The following is a 19,329-nucleotide window of genomic DNA, read 5'->3' as shown; positions in this document are numbered from 1 at the left end:
ATGGGGATTCAATCAATCCCCGGCCCTGCATGGCGCGCGGGCGGTCGCGCGACTTCGCCGCGGCGGGAGGAACCGCGGATACCACCGGCCGCCAGGCTGGCGGCGCGGGTGGCCGGGATGGAGAAGGCGGAGAAAGCCGCGGGAGGCGCGGCCGGCCCGGGCTAGCCTGCCGGCTTGGTCAGGTGCCGGCCAAGAATCACGAGATCGCGCTCGATGCCGTCGAGCACGGCCACGCGCGGCAGGTGGCCCCAGCGCTCGAACCCCAGCGAGGCGAACAGGCCCAGGCTCGGCGCGTTGTGGCCGAAGATGAAGCCCAGCACGGTGTGCACGCCGATCTGCGGCGCATGGGCGATGGCCTGCTGCAGCAGGTGCCGGCCCAGGCCCTGGCCGCGGCTGCCGGCATCCAGGTAGATCGAGACCTCGGCGGTGGCGCCGTAAGCCGGGCGGCCATAGAAATCGGAGAAGCTGAGCCAGCCCGCCATGCGGCCCGCGCCGTCTTCCGCCACCCACAGCGGGCGGCGCGCGGGCGGATGGGCATCGAACCAGGCCTGGCGCGACGCCACGCTGACGGGCTCGGTGTCGGCCGTGACCATGCGCGAGGCGACCGTGCTGTTGTAGATGGCGACGATGCCGGCCAGGTCGCGCGGCTGGGCGTCGCGCACCGTGAAAGCGTTTTCACTCATGTTGTTGCTTCTTCTCTGACTGCTTGTAAATCAATGGCCTGGACGCGAAACCCGATGTTTCACCTGATGTTTCACCCGATGCTCCGCCCGGCAGGCCCGCCGGTCTTGCCTACAGCGTCTGCGTGGGCCGGCTGGACTCGATGGCCTTGCCCAGGATCTCTTCCACCGCGCGGCGCAGGTTGCGGCCGTTGTCGTCGTCCGGCAGGTGGATGCCGATGCCGGGCGTCTTGTTGGGCGTGCCGACCGGCGTGATCCATGCCACCTGCCCCGCGATCTGGTATTTCTGCGGCCGGTCCAGCAGGGACAGCACGAGGAATACCTGCTCGCCCAGCCGGAACGGCCGGTTGCTCGGCACGAAGATGCCGCCGCGCTGCAGGAACGGCATGTAGGCGGCGTACAGGCCCGCCTGGTCCTTGATCGAAAGCGAAAGCACGTTCGGCCGCGAAGCCGCGCCCGGCACCGTCGCCGCGCCGATCCCGCCCGCCGTGGGCGCGCCCACGCCGGCGGCGCCGGGCACGCCCGGGCCCCGGCTTCCTGTTGCTGCTGTACTCATGACTGACCCCTTGTTGCTGACCGTGGCCTTCAGGCCTTATCGGTATGACTAACGGACACCACCCGGCAAACACAAGCAAGATGACTGCCAGGCCAACTACTGAAACATCTGCCGGTATTCCAGGAACACCGCTTCCATCACCAGGCGCGCGGCCAGCGGATGGTTCTCGCTGCGCCGGTGGTTCACCAGCCGCGCCAGGAAGGCCTGCAGCCGGTGCGCATCGGTAGCCTGCGCGCAGCGCGCGACGGCGGCCTGCTCGCGCGGAAAATAGCGCGGCGCCTGCGCCGCCGCCAGGCACGCCGACAGCAGATCGTACGTCCAGCGCTGCAGGATGCCAAGCACCGCGGGCACCGGCATCTTCTGCACATGCTCGGCGGCGCCCAGCGCGTCGAAGCCGGCACCACCGCCAAGCTGGCTCACCAGCCAGCGCTGCAGCGGCTGTTCCTCGGCCTCGGCGGCGTGCAGCGCGGTCAGCGGCGAGCCGCCGGCCAGCGCCAGTTGCGCCTCGGCATCGCCCACGCCCTGCCCGCGCAGCCACGCCAGCGCGTCGGCCTGCGTGGGCCGCTGCACGGAAAACTGGCGGCAGCGCGACAGGATGGTCGGCAGCACGCGGTCGAGCCGGTCGGTGACGAGCAGGAACACGGTCGACGGCGGCGGCTCCTCCAGCGTCTTGAGCAGCGCGTTGGCGCCCTCGTTCTGCAGCGCGTCGAGCGGGTACACCACCACCAGCCGCAGGCCGGCGCGATGGGTGCCGATGCCGACGGTCTCGATCAGCGCCCGCACCTGCTCCATGCGGATGACCTTGCTGGGCGCCTTCTTCTTGCCGCTGTCGTCGGTCTCGGCGTCGCCGGCGGCTTCCAGCGCCTCGGGGCGGACCACGGTGAAATCGGGATGATTGCCCTGGCTGAACCAGTGGCAGGCCGCGCACGTGCCGCACGGCTGCCCGTCGGCGCGCGGCGTGTCGCACAGCAGCCCCTGGGCGAAGTGCAGCGCCAGGTCGCGCTTGCCGATGCCTTGCTGGCCGTGGATGAGCAAGGCATGCGGCAGCCGCTCGCGCAGTCCGTTCAGCCGTTGCCAGTCTTCTGTCTGCCAGGGATAAAGCATGCGAATCAAGGAGTTAGGGAGTGATCTTCATCCACCGCATGGAGCGCTGCCGGTGGTATCAGCCTGCCATGATAGTGCCGCCGAATCAAAGCGTTGCGAGAATTTTCTCAAGTTCGGCCTGAATCTCGGCGATGGTGCGCGTGGCGTCGATCACGCGGAAGCGCTGCGGCGCCTCCGCCGCGCGCCGCAGGTATTCCTGGCGCGTGCGCGCGAAGAAGGCGCGCGACTCGGCCTCGAACTTGTCGGGCTCGCGCGCGCCGGCCAGGCGGGCGCTGGCGGTTTCCAGCGGCACGTCGAACAGCAGCGTCAGGTCGGGCTGCAGGCCGTCCTGCACCCAGCCTTCCAGCACCTCCAGGCGCGCGCGCGGCAGACCCCTGCCGCCGCCCTGGTAGGCGAAGGTGGCATCGGTAAAGCGGTCGGACACCACCCAGTCGCCGCGCGCCAGCGCGGGCTCGATGACTTCGGCGATGTGCTCGCGGCGGGCGGCGAACATCAGCAGCGCCTCGGTTTCCAGGTGCATCTTGCGATGCAGGAGGATCTGGCGCAGGTCCTCGCCCAGCGGCGTGCCGCCGGGCTCGCGGGTGGTGACCACCGCCGCGCTGCCGGCCAGGCGCGCGCGCAGGCGCTCGGCCACCCACTCCACGTGGGTGCTTTTGCCGGCACCGTCGATGCCCTCGAATGTGATGAATTTTCCGCGCATGGGAGAGACTTATTTGCCGCGCTGGTACTTGTCGACCGCGCGGTTGTGTTCGGGAAGCGAGTTGGAGAAATAGCTGCTGCCGTCGCCGCGCGCCACGAAGTACAGCGCGTCCGACGGCGCCGGCGCGGTTGCCGCGGCCAGCGAGGCCAGCCCGGGCAGCGAGATCGGCGTGGGCGGCAGGCCCGCGCGCGTGTAGGTATTGTACGGGGTGTCGGCGAGCAGATCGCGCTTGCGGATATTGCCATCGAAGGCCTCGCCCATGCCGTAGATCACGGTGGGATCGGTCTGCAGCATCATGCCCTTCCTGAGCCGGTTGACGAATACCGCGGCGATCATCGCGCGCTCGCCCGGCTGGCCGGTTTCCTTCTCGACGATGGAGGCCATCACCAGCGCCTCGTAGGGCGTCTTGTACGGCAGGCCGGACGCGCGCGCGTTCCAGGCGTCGGTCAGGCGGCGCTGCATCGCGCGGTAGGCGTGGCGATACAGTTCCAGGTCGCTGCTGCCGCGCGCGAACAGGTAGGTGTCCGGGAAGAACATGCCTTCCGGGGCCGGCTCGGGCGCGCCGATGGCCTTCATCAGCTCGGCGTCGGACAGGCCGCGGCTGTCGTGCTTGAGCGCCGGGTGGGCGTCGACGGCGGCGCGCATCTTGCGGAATTCCCAGCCTTCGATCACGGTCAGGACGTAGTGGGTGACTTCGCCGCGGGCGATCTTGCCGAGCACCGACAGCGGCGAGGCGCCGCGCGCGAACTCGTAGCCGCCGGCCTTGAGGTCAGCGCCGTGGCCGGTCAGCCGCGCCAGCAGGGCGAACAGGCGCGCGTCCATCGGCACGCCGCCGCGCTGGATCTGGCGGCCGACGCTGGCCACGCTGGAATTGGGCTTGATCACCACTTCGACCGGCGTGGCCGGCAGTTCGAGGGGGCGGTTGGCCCACCAGGCGAAGGCGCCGGCCGCGGCGATCGCAAACACCAGCGCGGCCAGCAGCAGCCGCAGGAAAATACGTTTCATGTAGGCAGAAGGTAGCGGCGCCGCGTGCGCCCGCGCGCACCGCGGCAAAGACGGCGGCGCGCGGCAGGGGCCGCGGGCGCGCCGGCTGAAATGGCGACAGCCCCATATAATACCGGGAGCCTTGCGCCGCCACGAGCGCGCGCCGCCTGCCGCACCCGCCATCCGGCGCGCCCGCGCGCGCCGTCCGTCCAGATACGTGCCACAACGAGCCAGATTCCTGCCATGAACTCCCCTGCTCCCGACCTTGCCACCCAGTTCGAAGCCGCGCGCCAGGGCGGCGTCGTCTGCCGTCCCGCGCACCTGGGCCTGATCCGGGTCGCCGGCGAAGACGCGGCCAGCTTCCTGCACACGCAGCTGACCAACGCCATCGACGATCTCGGCGCCGGCACCGCGCGCCTGGCCGGCTATTGCTCGCCCAAGGGCCGCCTGCTCGCCAGCTTCCTGGTGTGGCGCGACGACGAAGGCATCGTGCTCCAGATCTCGGCCGACCTCCAGGCCGCCATCCAGAAGCGCCTGAGCATGTTCGTGCTGCGCGCCAAGGCGCGCCTGTCCGACCTGACGCCGGTCGCCGCGCTGCTCGGCGTGGCCGGCCCCGGCGCTGCCGCCGCGCTGCGGGCCGCCGGCCTGCCCGCGCCGGACGCCCCCTGGCAGGCCGCCGCCGCGGCCGGCGCCACCGTGATCCGCCTGCCCGACGGCGACGGCCTGCCGCGCTGGCAGATCGCGCTGCCCGCCGAGCAGGCCGCGGACCGGCAGGCCGCGCTGGCGGCCACGCTGGCGCCGGCCGACAGCGCCGTGTGGGACTGGCTGGAAGTGCGCTCCGGCGTGCCGCGCATCGCCGCGGCCACGCAGGAACAGTTCGTGCCGCAGATGATCAACCTGGAGCTGGTCGGCGGCGTGAGCTTCCGCAAGGGCTGCTACCCGGGCCAGGAAATCGTCGCGCGCAGCCAGTACCGCGGCACGCTCAAGCGCCGCATGTGGCTGATCCACGGCGAGGGCGAAGCGCCGGCCGCCGCCACCGAGATCTTCCGCCCCGAGGACCCCGCGCAGCCGTGCGGCATGGTGGTCAACGCCGCCGCCGCGCCGCAGGGCGGCTGGGACGGCCTGGCCGAACTGAAGATCGACGCCGCCGCCGGCGCGCTGCACCTGGGCAGCGCCACCGGCAGCCCGGTGCGCCCGGGCGAGCTGCCCTACGCGGTGCCGGTCGGCGAGGCCGCCTGAGCGCCGGCGCGCCGCAAGACACAGGCAGGACCATATGAGCGATCACCTCTACGTCTATTTCCGCGTGCCGGAAACCCTGGCCGAAGAGGCGTTGCCGCACTGGCACCGCTGGATGGAGACCGTTGCCGAAGCGGGCGGAATTGGTGGTACGCTCTTACGCAGGCCGGAGACGCGCAACGGCATGCAGACCTGGATGGAAGCCTACGCCGACGTGCCGCCCGCCTTCGACATCCTGCTCGACGGGCTGTGGCGGCAAAGCGGCCTGCAGCGTTTCCTCGGCGGCGAGCGCCAGAGCGAGCGCTTCGTCGACCTGGACCAGCTTTGAGCCCCCCTCTGAACCGGCCTCGCGGCACCAGGCCGCGAACGGACAGGCAGTGAACGAAGTGAATGCAGCAAATGCAGTAAAGGAAGCACTATGTGCCTGATTCTGGTCGCCTGGCAGTCTCACCCTGACTACGCCCTGGTGGTGGCCGGCAACCGCGACGAGTTCTACGCCCGCCCCGCGGCGCCGGTGCACTGGTGGGAAGACGCCCCGCAGGTGCTGGCCGGCCGCGACATGGCGGAAGTGATCGGCGAGCCGGGCACCTGGATGGGCCTGGCCGGCGACGGCCGCTTCGCCGCCCTGACCAATTACCGCGCGCCGTCCGAGAAGCGCACCGATGCCCGCTCGCGCGGCGAACTGGTGGCCGGCTTCCTGCGCGGCGACAGCGACCCGCACGCCTACCTGGCCGGGCTGGCGCCGCGCGCCGGCGTCTACAACGGCTTCAACCTGCTGACCTGCGACCTGCGCGAGCTGTGGTGGTACAGCAACCGCGGCGCGGCGGCGCAGCCGCAGCGGCTCAAGGCCGGCCTGTACGGCTTGTCCAACGCCCTGCTCGACACGCCCTGGCCCAAGGTGGTCAGCCGCGTCGGCGCGCTGGCCGAGACGCTGGCGGCCGACACCGGCCAGACCGGCGCCAGCGCCGAACCCTACTTCGACCTGCTGGCCGACACGCGCCAGGCGCTGGACTTCGAGCTGCCCCGCACCGGCGTCACGCCCGAATGGGAACGGCTGCTCTCGTCCGCCTTCATCCGCTCGCCCAGCTACGGCACGCGCGCCAGCACCGTGCTGCGGGTACGCCACGACGGCCGCTTCGAGCTGAGCGAGCGCAGCTTCGATGCCAATGGCCGCACCGGCGAAGTCTCCTACCGCGGCCGCCTGCGCGTGTCGCGCGACGCCGGGCAGGTGCCCGCGCCCTGAGACCCTGAAGCCCGGGGCGCCGCGCCGGCGCCCGCTTCCTTCCGTTCAGTATTGCCGCGCCTGAAGCCCCCAGGGCCGCAGCGCCGCGCCGAGCGCGCGGATCGCGGCCGGGTCGTTGCGCACGGCCAGCAGCCAGGCGGGATCGCCGCGCCCGAGTTCCAGCAACTGCATGCCGTGCGGCGCCAGCTCGCGGTTGAGGTGCGCCAGGTAGAGCGCCGCGGGCTCCATGTCGAAATCATCGTCGTCGCCGCCGAGCGGGATGCCGTCCTCGTCGTAGAGGCCGTCCACCTCGAGGCTGGACACGCGCGCCGCGCGCAGCACGGCCAGCCCCGCCACGGCGCCGGCGCCATGCGTGCTGAATTCGCGCCAGTCCACCGCCACCAGGCAATGCCCGGCCAGCCAGGGCGCGAGCCAGGCCGGCAGCAGCGCGGCCCCGGCCGGCGGATCACCGGCCGGCGCGGCGGCGGGGTCGATGGCGGGGATGGCGTCGGCAAGCGCCCGGAGCAGGCGGGAACGGTTCTCTGGCATGGTGTGAAGCGCGGTCGGGGGCCGCCGCAAGGTCGGGAATGACGCGGCGGAAAAAAGAAGACGGCGATGATACCGCTTCCTCGGGCCGCTTCCGCCAACCGCGGCGGCAGCGCGCGCGAAGCTGCCCGGTTCCATGCCGACGACCGAGCGGCACGACTGCTGGCCAGGCCGCTGTTCGCGCGCGCGTAGCGCCGCCGCTCAGTGTTGCTCAGTGCCGCTCAGCGCAGCGACTTGCGCATCTCCACGTGCGGAATGCCGACTTCCTCGAACGGCTCGCCGACCGGCGCGAAGCCCACGCGCGCATAGAACGGCGCCGCGTGGCTCTGCGCGCTCAGCACCAGCTCGGCATAACCAAGCTCGGCCGCCTTGTCCATCAGCGCCGCCAGCACCCTGGCGCCCACGCCGGTGCCGCGCGCCCGCTTGAGCACCGCCATGCGCCCGATATGGCCGTCGGGCAGCAGGCGGCCGGTGGCCAGCGCGGTGCCATCCTCGGCCACGGCCAGCGCGTGCCAGCTCGGCTCATCCCATTCGTCCCACTCCATCTCCACCGGCACGCCCTGCTCCTCGACGAAGACGGCGTAACGGATGGCGCGCGCGGTTTCGCGCGCTTCGGACCAGGGGACGAGGCGGATGGAGATGGTCATGATGTGTCGTGAGCAGTGCTGGGGGAAAAAGTGCCCCGGAGAAAGCCCGGCGGGGCGGTCGCCATGATACCGCCGGGAGGGGGCGGCGGCATGGCGGGCGGCCGTGACCGGGACGGAAGAGACGGCGGGTCGGTCGGGCGCGCCGGGAAATTTCCCCAGCCATCCGCTGGCCGTCAATCTCTGGCGGCTCCGGGTAATCCCCGATCACCATCCTCGCCACAAAATTTGTATGATGACCATATCACCCAACCACTTGGCCCCTCCGTGTTCCAGAAAGTCCCCGCCCGCGCGCTGACCGATACCGTCGCAGAACAATTGCTGGAGAAGATCAACGACGGCGCCTTCGCCCGCGGCGACAAGCTGCCGACCGAGGCGGTGCTGTCGGAGGAATTCGGCGTGAGCCGCACCGTGATCCGCGAGGCCATCGCGCGGCTGCGGCATGAGGGGGTGGTGGAATCGCGCCAGGGCAGCGGCGTGTTCGTCACCGAGCAGGCCGGCATCCGGCCGCTGCGGATCGACTACACCGATACGGCCACGCTGGAATCGGTGCTGCAGATCGTCGAGCTGCGCCGCGCGATCGAGGCCGAGGTAGCGGCGCAGGCCGCGCGTTGCCGCACCGACGCGAGCATGGCGGCGATCGACGCGGCGCTGGCGCGCATCGATGCGGAGGAAGCCGCGGGCGGCGACGGCGTGGCGGCCGACGTGGCCTTTCACCGGGCCATTGCCGGGGCCACCGGCAACCCGTATTTCCTCAAGACGCTGGCGTTCCTGAGCCAGTACCTGGAAACCGCCACGCGCGTGACGCGGACCAACGAGGCGCGCCGCGCGGATTTCTCGCGGCAGGTACGCGAGGAGCACCAGTCCATCGTCGCGGCGATCCGCGCCGGCGACGCGCTGGCCGCGCGCAACGCGGCGCAGACGCATATGTACAACGCGGCGCGGCGCCTGTCGCAGGGCAGCCAGCCCGGTCCCGACGAGACCGCGCGCGGGCCGTCCAACTGATCCCGCCTTTTTCGCAGGAGTTTCAATGAGTCAATCGATCGGCGTCATCGGCCTTGGCGCGATGGGCAACGGCGTCGCGCACAGCCTGCTGCGCGCCGGCTTCAAGGTGCATGCCTGCGACCTGCGTGCCGAGGTGCTGCAACGCTTTGCCGACGCGGGCGGCACGCCCTGCGCCAGCCCGGCCGAGCTGGGCCGGCTGTGCGACGTGGTGGTGACGCTGGTGGTCAACGCCGCGCAGACCGAGGCCGTGCTGTTCGGCGCGGATGGCGCGGCCGCCGCGATGCGGCCCGGCGCGCTGGTGATCGCCAGCGCCACAGTGCCGCCCAGCTTTGCCGAGGCGCTGGGCCAGCGCCTCGCCGGGCACGGCATCCTGCTGCTGGATGCGCCGCTATCCGGCGGCGCGGCGCGCGCGGCCAGCGGCGAGATGACCATGATGACTTCCGGCCCGGCCGAGGCCTACGCGCTGGCCGAGGACGTGCTCGCGGCGATGGCGGGCAAGGTCTACCGGCTGGGCGACGCGCATGGCGCGGGCTCCAAGGTCAAGATCATCAACCAGTTGCTGGCCGGCGTGCATATCGCCGCGGCGGCCGAGGCGATGGCGCTGGGCCTGCGCGAAGGCGTGGACGCCGCAGCGCTGTACGAGGTCATCACCCACAGCGCGGGCAACTCGTGGATGTTCGAGAACCGCGTGCCGCATATCCTGGCCGGCGACTACACGCCGCTGTCGGCGGTGGACATCTTCGTCAAGGATCTCGGGCTGGTGCTCGATACCGCGCGTGCCAGCAAGTTCCCGCTGCCGCTGTCGGCCGCGGCGCACCAGATGTTCATGATGGCGTCGAGCGCCGGGCATGGCGGGGAGGACGACTCCGCCGTGATCAAGATATTCCCCGGCATCGGCCTGCCGCAACGCAAGTCGGAGTAAAAACAGCAAGATGACCGTATCCGTCCAATCCCCGCGCGCCCTGCTCGGCTGCATCGCAGACGATTCCACCGGCGCCACCGATCTCGCCAACACGCTGGTGCGCAACGGCATGCGCACCGTGCAGACCATCGGCGTGCCCGCCGGCGCCGCGCTGCCCGGCGTAGAACAGGCCGACGCGCTGGTGGTGGCGCTGAAGTCGCGCACCATTCCCGCCGCCGACGCCATCGCGCAATCGCTCGACGCGCTGCGCTGGCTGCAGGCGCAGGGCTGCCGCCAGTTCTTCTTCAAGTACTGCTCCACCTTCGACTCCACCGACGCGGGCAATATCGGCCCGGTGGCGGAGGCGCTGCTGGCGGCGCTCGGCAGCGATTTCACCATCGCCTGCCCGGCCTTCCCCGAGAACGGCCGCACGATCTTCCGCGGCCACCTGTTCGTGGGCGACGCGCTGCTCAGCGAGTCGGGCATGGAGAACCACCCGCTCACGCCGATGCACGATGCCAACCTGGTGCGCGTATTGCAGCGCCAGAGCAAGGGCAAAGTGGGCCTGCTGCGCCACGACACGGTGGCGCGCGGCAGCGTCGCCGTGCAGCACGCCATCGGCGCCCTGCGCGGCGACGGCGTGCGCATGGCCATCGCCGATGCGGTCAGCGATGCCGACCTGCACACGCTGGGCGAGGCCTGCGCCGCGCTGCCGCTGCTGACCGGCGGCTCCGGCCTGGCGCTGGGCCTGCCGGCCAACTTCCGCCGCGCCGGCCTGCTGCCCGAGCGCGCCGACGCGGACAACGTGGTGCCCGTGACCGGCCCGGCGCTGGTGCTGGCCGGCAGCGCGTCGAAGGCGACCAACGCCCAGGTCGCGCTGTGGCTGGCGCACCGGCGCCCCGCCCTGCGCCTCGATCCGCTGGCGCTGGCCGAAGGCGCGCCGCTGGTCGAGCAGGCGCTGGCGCTGATCGCCGCGCATGCCGAGCCGGTGCTGGTCTACGCCACCACCTCTCCCGAGCAGGTCAAGGCCGCGCAGGCGGCGCTGGGCGTGGAGCGGGCCGGCCATCTGGTCGAGCAGGCGCTGGCCGACATCGCCGCGGCGGCGAAGGCGCGCGGCACGCGCCGCTTCGTGGTGGCCGGCGGCGAGACCTCCGGCGCGGTGGTGCAGGCGCTCGGCGTGCAGGCGCTGCGCATCGGCGCGCAGATCGCGCCGGGCGTGCCGGCCACCGTCACGCTGGAGGCGCAGCCGCTGGCGCTGGCACTCAAGTCCGGCAACTTCGGCGGCCCGGATTTCTTCGACGAGGCGCTGCGCCGCCTGGGAGGCGAGGCATGAGCCGCGAAGCGACCCTGCGCGAGGAGATCTGCCGCATCGGCGCCAGCCTCTACCAGCGCGGCTATACCGTGGGCAGCGCCGGCAACATCAGCGCGCGGCTCGACGACGGCTGGCTGATCACGCCGACCGACGCCTGCCTCGGCATGCTGGACCCGGCTGCCATCGCCAAGGTGGACGGCGCCGGCGCGTGGGTGGCGGGCGACAAGCCGTCCAAGACGCTGACCCTGCACCGCGCCATCTACGACAACAACCCGCAGGCGCACGGCGTGGTCCACACGCATTCCACCCACCTGGTGGCGCTGAGCCTGGCGGGCGCGTGGCGCCCCGACGACGTGCTGCCGCCGATCACGCCCTACTACGTGATGAAGGTCGGGCATATCCCGCTGATTCCCTACCACCGCCCCGGCGATCCCGCCGTGGCCGCGCGCGTGGCCGGGCTGGCCGCCGAGGTGCGCGGCGTGCTGCTGGCGCGCCTGGGGCCGGTGGTGTGGGAGTCCACCGTCTCGCGCGCCGCGTTCGCGCTGGAGGAACTGGAAGAGACCGCCCGGCTCTGGCTGATGCCCGGGGACAAGCCCGAGCCGCTCGACGAACACGCGCTGGCGGAACTGCGCGACACCTTCAAGGCGCGCTGGTAGCCCGCGCCGGCCGCCTCGCGTTCCGGCGGGCAAGCCGGCGCGCTTTGTGGCACCGTATGCGCTGCGCCGCCCGGCGCCCCCCCGCGCGCGCGGCCGGGCACGGCGGCCCGGCCACAACCGCATCTTTCCTGGAGCACCGCATGCCGCGCTTTGCCGCCAATCTCTCGATGATGTACACCGAGCACGCCTTCCTGGACCGCTTCGCCGCCGCCGCGGCCGACGGCTTCAAGGCGGTGGAATTTCTGTTCCCCTACGAGCATCCCGCCGCCGAGATCCGCGCGCGCCTCGACGCCAGCAGCCTCGCGCAGGCGCTGTTCAACGCGCCGCCCGGCGACTGGCGCGCCGGCGAGCGCGGCATGGCCGCGCTGCCCGGGCGCGAGGCCGAGTTCCGCGACACGATCGCGCGCGCGCTGGAATACGCCGCGGTGATCGGCAACGACCGCATCCACGTGATGGCCGGCATGGTGCCGGCCGGCGCCGACCGCGCGCGCCACCGCGCCTGCTACCTGGAAAACCTGGCCCATGCCGCGCGCGCGGCCGCCGCGCAGGGCGTGACCGTGCTGATCGAGCCGATCAACGGCCGCGACATGCCGGGCTATTTCCTCAACCGCCAGGACGACGGCCAGGCCATCTGCAAGGAGGTCGGCGCGGCCAACCTCAAGGTGCAGTTCGACTGCTACCACTGCCAGATCGTGGAGGGCGACCTCGCCGTCAAGCTCAAGCGCGACATGGCCGGCATCGGCCACATCCAGATCGCCGGCGTGCCCGAGCGGCACGAGCCTGACCTGGGCGAACTCAACTATCCCTACCTGTTCGACGTGATCGACGGCCTCGGCTACGACGGCTGGATCGGCTGCGAATACCGCCCGCGCGCCGGCACCACGGCCGGGCTGGGCTGGGTCAGGCCGTATCTCGAGGGCTGATTCCCGGCACAACGCATGCCGCCGCCGGGCGGCGCTGACGGAGGACAACGATGCACGTACTGATTACCGGCGGCGCCGGCTTTCTCGGCCTGCGGCTCGCCCGCCTGCTGCTCGCGCGCGGCACCCTCGACATCGGCGGCCGGCCGGTCGCCATCGAAGGCCTGACGCTGCTCGACGTGGCGGCCCCGCCGCCGCTCGGCGACGCGCGCGTGCGCGTGGTCACCGGCGACCTGTCCGATCCCGCCGTGCTGGCGCGGGCCATCGACGCGCGCACCGGCGCCGTGTTCCATCTCGCGGCCGTGGTGAGCGGCCAGGCCGAGGCGGACTTCGCGCTCGGCATGCGCGTCAACCTCGACGCGGCGCGCGCGCTGCTGGAAACCTGCCGCGCGCTCGGCCACCGGCCGCGCGTGGTGTTCACCAGTTCGGTGGCGGTGTACGGCGGCACCCTGCCCGCGCTGGTGCAGGACGACACCGCGCTCAACCCGCAGTCGTCCTACGGCGCGCAGAAGGCCATCGGCGAGCTGCTGCTGTCCGACTACAGCCGGCGCGGCTTCGTCGACGGGCGCGTGCTGCGCCTGCCCACCATCAGCGTGCGCCCGGGCAAGCCCAACGCGGCGGCCTCGTCGTTCGCCAGCGGCATCATCCGCGAGCCGCTCGCCGGCGAGGCGGCCAACTGCCCGGTGGCGCCGGACACGCCGCTGTGGCTGCTGTCGCCGCGCGGCGCCATCGCGGCGCTGGTGCGCGGCATGGAACTCGACGGCGAGGCCTTCGGCGAGCGCCGCGCGGTCAACCTGCCGGGGCTGTCGGTCACGCCGCGGCAGATGGTGGCGGCGCTGCGCGAGGTGGCCGGCGATTTCGTCGCCGACCGCGTGACCTGGGAGCGCGACGCGCGCATCGAGAACATCGTCGGCACGTGGCCGGCGGCGTGGAACACGCAGCGCGCGCTGGCGCTGGGCTTCGCCGGCGACGACGGCTTCGAGGCCGTGATCCGCGGCTATATCGAGGACGCCGGGATCGCGCCGTAGACAAGGCGTGGCACGCCGGATCAGCCCTCCGGCGTCACCACCTCGTAGGCCAGGATCTTCTCGCGCACCGCGCCCGGCACGGGCGTCGACTTGCGGCTCTCGGGACCGGCGCACACGTAGACGATCTCGCCGGTGATCAGGTGCTCGTCGCCGCGGTACATCTCCACGCGGAACAGCATGCTGGAGCGCCCCATGCGGGCGATCCGGCCGCGGATGTCCAGCACGTCGTCGAAGCGCGCCGAGGCGTGGTACTCCAGCGTGGACTTGACCACGAAGATGTCCACGCCATGCGCGTGCAGCACGTCCTCGGGATAGCGGATGCCCACCGCGCGCCAGTATTCGGTCACGCAGATGTCGCAATAGGTCAGGTAGTGCGCGTTGAAGACGATCGACTGCGGATCGACCTCGGCCCAGCGCACGCGCAGCGGCATGCTGTGGCGGAATTGTTCCTTGGCCATGAAAAAAAGCTCCTGCTGAATGGAAAAACGGCGCCGGCCCTGGCGGGACCGGCGCCGCGCGCATGTCCGCGGCGAGTGCGGCGGATGCGGCGGGCCGAAGCCCGCCCGCGCCTCACTGCGGCTTGTTCAGGCCCAGCTTGTCGATGATGGCCTTTTCCTTCTTCACCGTGTCGGCGGCGAAGTGGGCGTATTGCTCGCTGCTCATGTAGTACGGCTCCATGTCGAACTTGGCGAGCGACTCGCGGTAGTTCGGCATTTCCATCGCTTTCTTGAAAGCGTCATGCAGCTTCCTGACGATCTTCGGGTCGGTGCCCTTGGGCGCCACGATGCCGAACGGCGAAGTCTGCACGATGCCGTAGCCGAGTTCCTTGAGCGTGGGCACGTTGGGGAAGCGCGCCGAGCGCTTCTCGCCCCAGGTCGACAGCAGGCGCAGCTTGCCGGACTCCACGTAGGGCGCCCACGCCGGCGTGTCGGCCACCGACATCACGTGGCCGCCCAGCAGCGCCTGCATCGATTCCGAGTTGCCCTTGTACGGGATATGCGAGAACTGCACGTTCTGCTTCATGGCCAGCTCTTCCATCGTCAGGTGCAGCGTGGTCATCGAACCCGGCGAGCCGTAGGTCAGCTTACCCGGGTTGGCGCGCGCGTAGGCCATGTAGTCCTGCATGGTCTTGATCGGCGAATCCACCGGCACCACCAGGCCGAACGAATAGCCGGCCAGGTTGATCACGTAGCTCAGGTCCTTGACCGGGTCCCAGTTGATCTTGGTGGTGTACGGCAAGCGGTAGACCGGCATGGCCACCTGCGCCAGCGTGTAGCCGTCGGGCTGGGTCGACTGCATCAACTGGGCCGGCAGCACGCCGCCCGCGCCGGGCTTGTTCTCGATGATGACGGGCTGGCCGAGGATCTTGGAGGCGTTTTCCGCGAGCACGCGGAACGGCAGGTCGGTCGAGCCGCCCGCGGTATAGCCGATGATGAGGCGCACCGGCCGCTGCGGGAAATTGTCCGCCTGCGCCTGGACCGGCGCGCTGGCCAGGCCGAGGGTTGCCACGGTAGCGGCGAACACGCCCGCTTGGGCGAGGAATTGGCGGCGTTGCATGAGTCTGTGTCTCCTGTTTCTACTGTTGCTACGACTACCGCCGCGGGCGGAACGCCCGCGGCGCATTGGGATAAAGCCATGAATCGGTGGTTCTGCGACCGCTTCGATCCGGCTGCCGGTGTCGGCCGGCGGCCGCGCTCAACCGCTGCCGAAGGCGGCGCGCAAGGCGGCGACGGCGTCCGCGTGGGCGTCCGCCACGGCCGGGACGAAACGTCCCAGCTTGAAGAAATCGTGGATCATGCCCGGGTAGTCGGCCAGCGCGGCGGGCACGCCGGCGGCGCGCAGCTTGGCCGCGTAGGCCACGCCCTCGTCGTGCAGCGGGTCGTAGCCGGCCACGGCGATCCAGGCCGGGCAGCAGCCGCGCACGTCGGCGCCGTGGCCGCCGCCGTCGAGCGGGGCGAAGCGCCAGTCGTCGCGGCTGGCCTCGCTGTCGAGGTACTGCGAGAAAAACCACTGGATCATCGGCGCGGTCAGCAGGTAGCCCTCGGCCAGCGCGCGGTGCGAAGGCGTGTCCTGGCGCGCGCAGGTGCCGGGGTAGATCAGCATCTGCAGCACCGGCGCCAGCCCCGCGTCGCGCGCGTGCACGGCGCAGGCGGCGGCGAGCGTGCCGCCCGCGCTGTCGCCGCCGAGCGCGATGCGGGCCGGGTCCGCGCCGAGGTGGGCGGCCTCGTGGAAGATCCACTGCATGACGTCGAACGCATCGTTGGCGGCGTAGGGAAACTGCCATACCGGCCCGAGCCGGTAGTCCACCGACAGCACCATGCAGTCGCCCCGCGCGCACAGCAGGCGGCACAGCGGGTCGTGCGAATTGACGCTGCCCACGGTGAAGCCGCCGCCGTGGAAGTACAGCAGCAGCGGCAGCGGCTCGACCCAGCTTGCCGCGCGCGGCGCGTACAGGCGCAGCGGGATCTCGTAGCCGTCGCGCGCCGCCACCGTCAGGTTTTCCACGCTGTGCACCGGCGTCGGCGCGATGTCCATGATGGGCGCGCTCTTCTCGTAGGCGGTCTTGGCGTCGATCGGGTCGAGCTCGTGGATGCCGGGCCGCTTGACGCGCCGGATCAGGTCCAGCAGCGCCGCCACCTGCGGATCGAGCGCGGCCGCGGGCATGCCGGGCGTGCCGCGCGTGTGGGGGATGCCGGACGCGGCGGGAGCGGACTGGGCGAACCCCTGGGGCGAGGCGGGAACGGCGGTCATGGGCGGTCGATGCGGGCTGGGTGAATCTCCGGCGGGGCCGGATTTCCGGCGGCACGGAAACGGTGGCGCGGAAGCGGCGCGCAGCCGGAATTCAAATTGTGAACGGTCGTTCGATTTTAGTATGATTCCGGATGTTTCGGCAGCAACACAATGGAAATTTACCGCGGGACTGGCCAGGGTGGCCGCTTTTGCGCGATCATCGGTCATCGCCGGATAAATACAACACCGCACGGACGGAGACAACCCAGATGGCCTTCATCTACTACCTGACGCATATCCATCTCGACTTCGGCGCCGTCGGCCAGCTGCCGGCGGAGTGCGCGCGCATCGGCATCCGCCGCCCGCTGCTGGTGACCGACAAGGGCGTGGTCGCCGCCGGCGTGGCGCGGCAGGCCATCGACGCGCTCGCCGGCCTGCCGCACGCGGTCTTCGACGAGACCCCGTCCAACCCCACCGAGGCGATGGTCAAGAAGGCCGCCGCGCTGTACCGAGAGAGCGGCTGCGACGGGCTGGTGGCGGTCGGCGGCGGCTCCTCCATCGACCTCGCCAAGGGCATCGCCATCCTCGCCACGCACCCGGGCGAGCTGACCACCTACGCCACCATCGAAGGCGGCAGCGCGAAGATCACCGAGCGCGCCGCGCCGCTGATCGCCGTGCCCACCACCGCCGGCACCGGCAGCGAAGTGGCGCGCGGCGCCATCATCATCCTCGAGGACGGCCGCAAGCTCGGCTTCCATTCGTGGCACCTGCTGCCCCGCTCCGCCATCTGCGACCCCGGCCTCACGCTCGGCCTGCCCGCGGGGCTGACCGCCGCCACCGGCATGGACGCCATCGCGCATTGCGTGGAGACGTTCCTGGCGCCGGCCTTCAACCCGCCCGCCGACGGCATCGCGCTGGACGGCCTGGAGCGCGGCTGGAAGCATATCGAGCGCGCCACCCGCGACGGCCAGGACCGCGACGCGCGCCTGAACATGATGAGCGCCTCCATGCAGGGCGCGATGGCGTTCCAGAAGGGCCTGGGCTGCGTGCATTCGCTGTCGCATCCGCTCGGCGGCCTCAAGATCGACGGCAAGACCGGCCTGCACCACGGCACGCTCAACGCGGTGGTGATGCCGGCGGTGCTGCGCTTCAACGCCGACGCGCCGAGCGTGGTGCGCGAGGACCGCTACGCGCGCCTGCGCCGCGCGATGGGCCTGCCCGAAGGCGCCGACGTGGCGCAGGCGGTGCACGACATGACCGCGCGCCTGGGCCTGCCCACCGGCCTGCGGCAGATGGGCGTGACCGAGGACATGTTCGACAAGGTGATCGCCGGCGCGCTGGTGGACCACTGCCACAAGACCAACCCGAAGGAGGCCAGCGCGGCGGACTACCGGCGCATGCTGGAGCAATCCATGTAAGTACGGCGGCGGGCCGGCGAGAGCAAGGCAATGCGTGGCGCGGGACCGCCGAGAAGATCCGGTTTCATCCAGGCTCATCCAGCTTCATCCCACCAGCACGGAGAGACGTCATGACAGGGGAACACCTGCAGGTCTTGCACGGAGATATCACCCGCATGGAAGTTGACGCCATCGTCAACGCGGCCAACAGCGGCCTGCTCGGCGGCGGCGGCGTCGACGGCGCCATCCACGGCGCCGGCGGGCCCGCCATCATGGCCGCCTGCCGCGGCATCCGCGAGACCCGCGGCGGCTGCCCGACCGGACAGGCGGTCATCACCACCGGCGGCCTGCTGCCCGCGCCCTACGTGATCCACGCGGTCGGCCCGGTCTGGGAAGGCGGCAGCCACAACGAAGACGCGCTGCTCGCCAGCGCCTACCAGGCCAGCGTGGCGCTGGCCGCGCAGCACAAGCTGCGCACCATCGCCTTTCCCAACATCAGCACCGGCATCTACGGCTTTCCGCGCGAGCGCGCCGTCGACATCGCCATCGACGCGGTGCGCCAGGCCCTGGCCGCGGCGCCCAGCATCGAGCAGGTCAGCTTCGTCTGCTTCGACGAGGAGAACTACCAGCTGTACCGGCAGCGCCTGAGCTGAACGCGGGCGGCCACGGCGCCTTCGCGGCAGCCGGCCGCGACAGCCCCGCGCCTGCGCTATCTCACCAGCGCCTTGATCGCCAGCTTCTTGGTCATCTGGAACATGACCGGGAAGCGCGTCTCCACGCCCAGCACGACGCGGCTGCCGAGGCTGTCCATGTCCTTGGGGCAATGGAACTGCATGCCGTCGAACTGCTTGAGGTTCAGCGGCTTGATGCGCGACTGGAACTGCAGGAAGCGGTGCGACTGCGGGATGTAGTGCGCGGTCAGCGAGTTGCGCGAGAACTGCGGGCGCGTGGTGCGCAGGCTGCCGTGGATGGTCATCGAGTGCCAGAACAGCACGTCGCCCTTGCGCAGCGCGGGCGCCTCGAAGCGCAGCCCGTTCTCGGCGATCACCTTGCGGATCAGCCCCTTGTACTTGTCGTGGTTGAAGGCCACGTCGAAGTCCTTGCCGTTGCGCACCATGTCGAGCCGGTGGCTGCCCGGCACCACGAAGAAGCGCCCGGCGCCCGCGTCGATGTCCTCCAGCGCGTACCAGCTGCCGGCCATGCTGCCGATGCGCTCGCTGTCGAGGTAGTAGCTGTCCTGGTGCGGCCAGGTCTCCGAGTTGCCCTCGAAGTACATGCTCTGCACCAGCTTGACCTCCTCGTCGAGCAGCGCCCGCCCGATCTTGCGGATCGGGTCGCTGGCGAAGACCCTGACCGCCAGCGACTTCAGCGGCGCGAAATCGAGCTGGCCGAGCGACTGGAGGTTGAGGATCGGGTTCATCACGAAGCCGAACTCGTTGATCCGGTTCTTCTCGGGATTGGCCGTGGCCTGCCGGTAGATGTAGCCCGGATACGGCTTCACGGTCCGGGCGAACGCATTGCGTATGGCGTCGCAGGTGGCCGGCTCGACCACGCCGCGGATCACCGTGTAGCCGTTCTCGTCGTAGTAGCGCCGGGCCTGGGCCAGCTGGTCCAGCGTGAAATAGCTGGCGCCCTCTTCGGCACTTTCTGGAATCGTGATCTCCGTCCCGACGGGACTGATGATGGTATGCATACCTTCCCCCGGCCT

General features: G+C 71.0%; 22 protein-coding genes. 11 read left to right on the top strand and 11 right to left on the bottom strand.

All coding sequences use genetic code 11. From position 1 onward, the window contains the following. Positions 1 to 161: 161 nt before the first annotated feature. From AC3WXD_RS18885 to mltG, 5 genes are all read right to left on the bottom strand, one after another. Positions 162 to 683, bottom strand: a complete 522-nt coding sequence (locus AC3WXD_RS18885; protein ID WP_020201571.1) for a GNAT family N-acetyltransferase — start codon at positions 681 to 683, stop codon at positions 162 to 164. A 109-nt stretch (positions 684 to 792) separates the two neighbouring features. Beyond that, on the bottom strand, positions 793 to 1,236 hold the full coding sequence (locus AC3WXD_RS18880; protein ID WP_052165794.1) for a PilZ domain-containing protein: 444 nt from the start codon (positions 1,234 to 1,236) through the stop codon (positions 793 to 795). A 96-nt stretch (positions 1,237 to 1,332) separates the two neighbouring features. Further along, positions 1,333 to 2,340 (bottom strand): DNA polymerase III subunit delta', encoded by a 1,008-nt coding sequence (locus AC3WXD_RS18875; RefSeq protein WP_020201573.1) that lies wholly within the window; start codon positions 2,338 to 2,340, stop codon positions 1,333 to 1,335. A gap of 85 nt (positions 2,341 to 2,425) precedes the next feature. Continuing rightward, the gene (tmk, locus tag AC3WXD_RS18870) at positions 2,426 to 3,040 is read right to left on the bottom strand and encodes a dTMP kinase (protein WP_492324414.1); all 615 of its coding nucleotides are present in this window, start codon (positions 3,038 to 3,040) and stop codon (positions 2,426 to 2,428) included. A gap of 9 nt (positions 3,041 to 3,049) precedes the next feature. Next, a complete protein-coding gene (mltG, locus tag AC3WXD_RS18865) occupies positions 3,050 to 4,045 on the bottom strand; it encodes an endolytic transglycosylase MltG (RefSeq protein WP_020201575.1) in 996 nt (331 codons plus the stop codon). A gap of 222 nt (positions 4,046 to 4,267) precedes the next feature. Between mltG and ygfZ the strand changes: the two genes are divergently transcribed. The 3 genes from ygfZ (at position 4,268) to AC3WXD_RS18850 (ending at position 6,503) form a co-directional block, all read left to right on the top strand. Further along, positions 4,268 to 5,263 carry a CAF17-like 4Fe-4S cluster assembly/insertion protein YgfZ gene (ygfZ, locus tag AC3WXD_RS18860; protein WP_492324413.1) on the top strand — a complete coding sequence of 332 codons (996 nt, stop codon included), beginning with the start codon at positions 4,268 to 4,270 and terminating at the stop codon, positions 5,261 to 5,263. Between the two features lie 34 nt (positions 5,264 to 5,297). Beyond that, positions 5,298 to 5,588 carry a DUF4936 family protein gene (locus AC3WXD_RS18855; RefSeq protein WP_020201578.1) on the top strand — a complete coding sequence of 97 codons (291 nt, stop codon included), beginning with the start codon at positions 5,298 to 5,300 and terminating at the stop codon, positions 5,586 to 5,588. A 90-nt stretch (positions 5,589 to 5,678) separates the two neighbouring features. After that, positions 5,679 to 6,503 carry an NRDE family protein gene (locus tag AC3WXD_RS18850; RefSeq protein WP_492324412.1) on the top strand — a complete coding sequence of 275 codons (825 nt, stop codon included), beginning with the start codon at positions 5,679 to 5,681 and terminating at the stop codon, positions 6,501 to 6,503. 45 nt (positions 6,504 to 6,548) lie between these two features. Here AC3WXD_RS18850 and AC3WXD_RS18845 read toward each other — a convergent pair whose 3' ends face one another. Continuing rightward, entirely contained in the window at positions 6,549 to 7,031 is a 483-nt protein-coding gene (locus AC3WXD_RS18845; RefSeq protein WP_059412750.1) for a hypothetical protein, read from the bottom strand. 218 nt (positions 7,032 to 7,249) lie between these two features. Beyond that, on the bottom strand, positions 7,250 to 7,675 hold the full coding sequence (locus AC3WXD_RS18840) for a GNAT family N-acetyltransferase (protein WP_059412751.1): 426 nt from the start codon (positions 7,673 to 7,675) through the stop codon (positions 7,250 to 7,252). A gap of 264 nt (positions 7,676 to 7,939) precedes the next feature. On the opposite strand from AC3WXD_RS18840, the gene AC3WXD_RS18835 reads away from it, so the two are divergent. The 6 genes from AC3WXD_RS18835 (at position 7,940) to denD (ending at position 13,494) form a co-directional block, all read left to right on the top strand. Next, on the top strand, positions 7,940 to 8,677 hold the full coding sequence (locus tag AC3WXD_RS18835; protein ID WP_029043299.1) for a FadR/GntR family transcriptional regulator: 738 nt from the start codon (positions 7,940 to 7,942) through the stop codon (positions 8,675 to 8,677). A gap of 25 nt (positions 8,678 to 8,702) precedes the next feature. Beyond that, on the top strand, positions 8,703 to 9,599 hold the full coding sequence (ltnD, locus tag AC3WXD_RS18830; RefSeq protein WP_492324411.1) for an L-threonate dehydrogenase: 897 nt from the start codon (positions 8,703 to 8,705) through the stop codon (positions 9,597 to 9,599). Between the two features lie 10 nt (positions 9,600 to 9,609). Next, positions 9,610 to 10,911 carry a 3-oxo-tetronate kinase gene (gene otnK / locus AC3WXD_RS18825; RefSeq protein ID WP_492324410.1) on the top strand — a complete coding sequence of 434 codons (1,302 nt, stop codon included), beginning with the start codon at positions 9,610 to 9,612 and terminating at the stop codon, positions 10,909 to 10,911. Continuing rightward, on the top strand, positions 10,908 to 11,546 hold the full coding sequence (gene otnC / locus AC3WXD_RS18820) for a 3-oxo-tetronate 4-phosphate decarboxylase (RefSeq protein ID WP_454731631.1): 639 nt from the start codon (positions 10,908 to 10,910) through the stop codon (positions 11,544 to 11,546). The genes otnK and otnC overlap by 4 nt, the downstream gene beginning before the upstream one ends. Positions 11,547 to 11,686: 140 nt before the next feature. Then, positions 11,687 to 12,469, top strand: a complete 783-nt coding sequence (otnI, locus tag AC3WXD_RS18815; RefSeq protein WP_492324409.1) for a 2-oxo-tetronate isomerase — start codon at positions 11,687 to 11,689, stop codon at positions 12,467 to 12,469. Between the two features lie 50 nt (positions 12,470 to 12,519). Then, complete coding sequence (gene denD, locus AC3WXD_RS18810) at positions 12,520 to 13,494, top strand: D-erythronate dehydrogenase (RefSeq protein WP_492324408.1); 975 nt, start codon at positions 12,520 to 12,522, stop codon at positions 13,492 to 13,494. Between the two features lie 20 nt (positions 13,495 to 13,514). On the opposite strand, the gene AC3WXD_RS18805 is transcribed toward denD, so the two are convergent. The 3 genes from AC3WXD_RS18805 to AC3WXD_RS18795 all read right to left on the bottom strand — a co-directional run bounded on the left by AC3WXD_RS18805 (position 13,515) and on the right by AC3WXD_RS18795 (position 16,158). After that, positions 13,515 to 13,952 (bottom strand): YbgC/FadM family acyl-CoA thioesterase, encoded by a 438-nt coding sequence (locus AC3WXD_RS18805; protein WP_020201588.1) that lies wholly within the window; start codon positions 13,950 to 13,952, stop codon positions 13,515 to 13,517. A gap of 112 nt (positions 13,953 to 14,064) precedes the next feature. Beyond that, entirely contained in the window at positions 14,065 to 15,051 is a 987-nt protein-coding gene (locus AC3WXD_RS18800) for a tripartite tricarboxylate transporter substrate binding protein (protein WP_492324407.1), read from the bottom strand. Positions 15,052 to 15,189: 138 nt separating this feature from the next. Further along, a complete protein-coding gene (locus tag AC3WXD_RS18795) occupies positions 15,190 to 16,158 on the bottom strand; it encodes an alpha/beta hydrolase (RefSeq protein WP_492324469.1) in 969 nt (322 codons plus the stop codon). A 335-nt stretch (positions 16,159 to 16,493) separates the two neighbouring features. Here AC3WXD_RS18795 and gbd point away from each other — a divergent pair, with 335 nt between their 5' ends. Together gbd and AC3WXD_RS18785 are read left to right on the top strand one after the other, a co-directional pair. Beyond that, on the top strand, positions 16,494 to 17,642 hold the full coding sequence (gene gbd, locus AC3WXD_RS18790; protein WP_492324406.1) for a 4-hydroxybutyrate dehydrogenase: 1,149 nt from the start codon (positions 16,494 to 16,496) through the stop codon (positions 17,640 to 17,642). 110 nt (positions 17,643 to 17,752) lie between these two features. Next, entirely contained in the window at positions 17,753 to 18,274 is a 522-nt protein-coding gene (locus AC3WXD_RS18785) for an O-acetyl-ADP-ribose deacetylase (protein WP_029043301.1), read from the top strand. A 56-nt stretch (positions 18,275 to 18,330) separates the two neighbouring features. Here AC3WXD_RS18785 and AC3WXD_RS18780 read toward each other — a convergent pair whose 3' ends face one another. Continuing rightward, entirely contained in the window at positions 18,331 to 19,314 is a 984-nt protein-coding gene (locus AC3WXD_RS18780; RefSeq protein WP_059412758.1) for a phytanoyl-CoA dioxygenase family protein, read from the bottom strand. Between the last annotated feature and the right edge of the window lie 15 nt (positions 19,315 to 19,329).

The sequence above is a fragment of the Cupriavidus sp. FW216-B1 genome (assembly GCF_058789195.1).
Note: the sequence above shows the minus strand (reverse complement) of the source record. Positions and strands in the feature narration are given on the sequence as shown.

Excerpts from the sequence above, each read along its gene's own strand:
- AC3WXD_RS18885 (WP_020201571.1), bottom strand. The coding sequence starts at position 683 with ATGAGTGAAAACGCTTTCACGGTGCGCGACGCCCAGCCGCGCGACCTG.
- AC3WXD_RS18880 (WP_052165794.1), bottom strand. The coding sequence starts at position 1,236 with ATGAGTACAGCAGCAACAGGAAGCCGGGGCCCGGGCGTGCCCGGCGCC.
- AC3WXD_RS18875 (WP_020201573.1), bottom strand. The coding sequence starts at position 2,340 with ATGCTTTATCCCTGGCAGACAGAAGACTGGCAACGGCTGAACGGACTG.
- tmk (WP_492324414.1), bottom strand. The coding sequence starts at position 3,040 with ATGCGCGGAAAATTCATCACATTCGAGGGCATCGACGGTGCCGGCAAA.
- mltG (WP_020201575.1), bottom strand. The coding sequence starts at position 4,045 with ATGAAACGTATTTTCCTGCGGCTGCTGCTGGCCGCGCTGGTGTTTGCG.
- ygfZ (WP_492324413.1), top strand. The coding sequence starts at position 4,268 with ATGAACTCCCCTGCTCCCGACCTTGCCACCCAGTTCGAAGCCGCGCGC.
- AC3WXD_RS18855 (WP_020201578.1), top strand. The coding sequence starts at position 5,298 with ATGAGCGATCACCTCTACGTCTATTTCCGCGTGCCGGAAACCCTGGCC.
- AC3WXD_RS18850 (WP_492324412.1), top strand. The coding sequence starts at position 5,679 with ATGTGCCTGATTCTGGTCGCCTGGCAGTCTCACCCTGACTACGCCCTG.
- AC3WXD_RS18845 (WP_059412750.1), bottom strand. The coding sequence starts at position 7,031 with ATGCCAGAGAACCGTTCCCGCCTGCTCCGGGCGCTTGCCGACGCCATC.
- AC3WXD_RS18840 (WP_059412751.1), bottom strand. The coding sequence starts at position 7,675 with ATGACCATCTCCATCCGCCTCGTCCCCTGGTCCGAAGCGCGCGAAACC.
- ltnD (WP_492324411.1), top strand. The coding sequence starts at position 8,703 with ATGAGTCAATCGATCGGCGTCATCGGCCTTGGCGCGATGGGCAACGGC.
- otnK (WP_492324410.1), top strand. The coding sequence starts at position 9,610 with ATGACCGTATCCGTCCAATCCCCGCGCGCCCTGCTCGGCTGCATCGCA.
- otnC (WP_454731631.1), top strand. The coding sequence starts at position 10,908 with ATGAGCCGCGAAGCGACCCTGCGCGAGGAGATCTGCCGCATCGGCGCC.
- otnI (WP_492324409.1), top strand. The coding sequence starts at position 11,687 with ATGCCGCGCTTTGCCGCCAATCTCTCGATGATGTACACCGAGCACGCC.
- denD (WP_492324408.1), top strand. The coding sequence starts at position 12,520 with ATGCACGTACTGATTACCGGCGGCGCCGGCTTTCTCGGCCTGCGGCTC.
- AC3WXD_RS18805 (WP_020201588.1), bottom strand. The coding sequence starts at position 13,952 with ATGGCCAAGGAACAATTCCGCCACAGCATGCCGCTGCGCGTGCGCTGG.
- AC3WXD_RS18800 (WP_492324407.1), bottom strand. The coding sequence starts at position 15,051 with ATGCAACGCCGCCAATTCCTCGCCCAAGCGGGCGTGTTCGCCGCTACC.
- AC3WXD_RS18795 (WP_492324469.1), bottom strand. The coding sequence starts at position 16,158 with ATGCCCGCGGCCGCGCTCGATCCGCAGGTGGCGGCGCTGCTGGACCTG.
- gbd (WP_492324406.1), top strand. The coding sequence starts at position 16,494 with ATGGCCTTCATCTACTACCTGACGCATATCCATCTCGACTTCGGCGCC.
- AC3WXD_RS18785 (WP_029043301.1), top strand. The coding sequence starts at position 17,753 with ATGACAGGGGAACACCTGCAGGTCTTGCACGGAGATATCACCCGCATG.
- AC3WXD_RS18780 (WP_059412758.1), bottom strand. The coding sequence starts at position 19,314 with ATGCATACCATCATCAGTCCCGTCGGGACGGAGATCACGATTCCAGAA.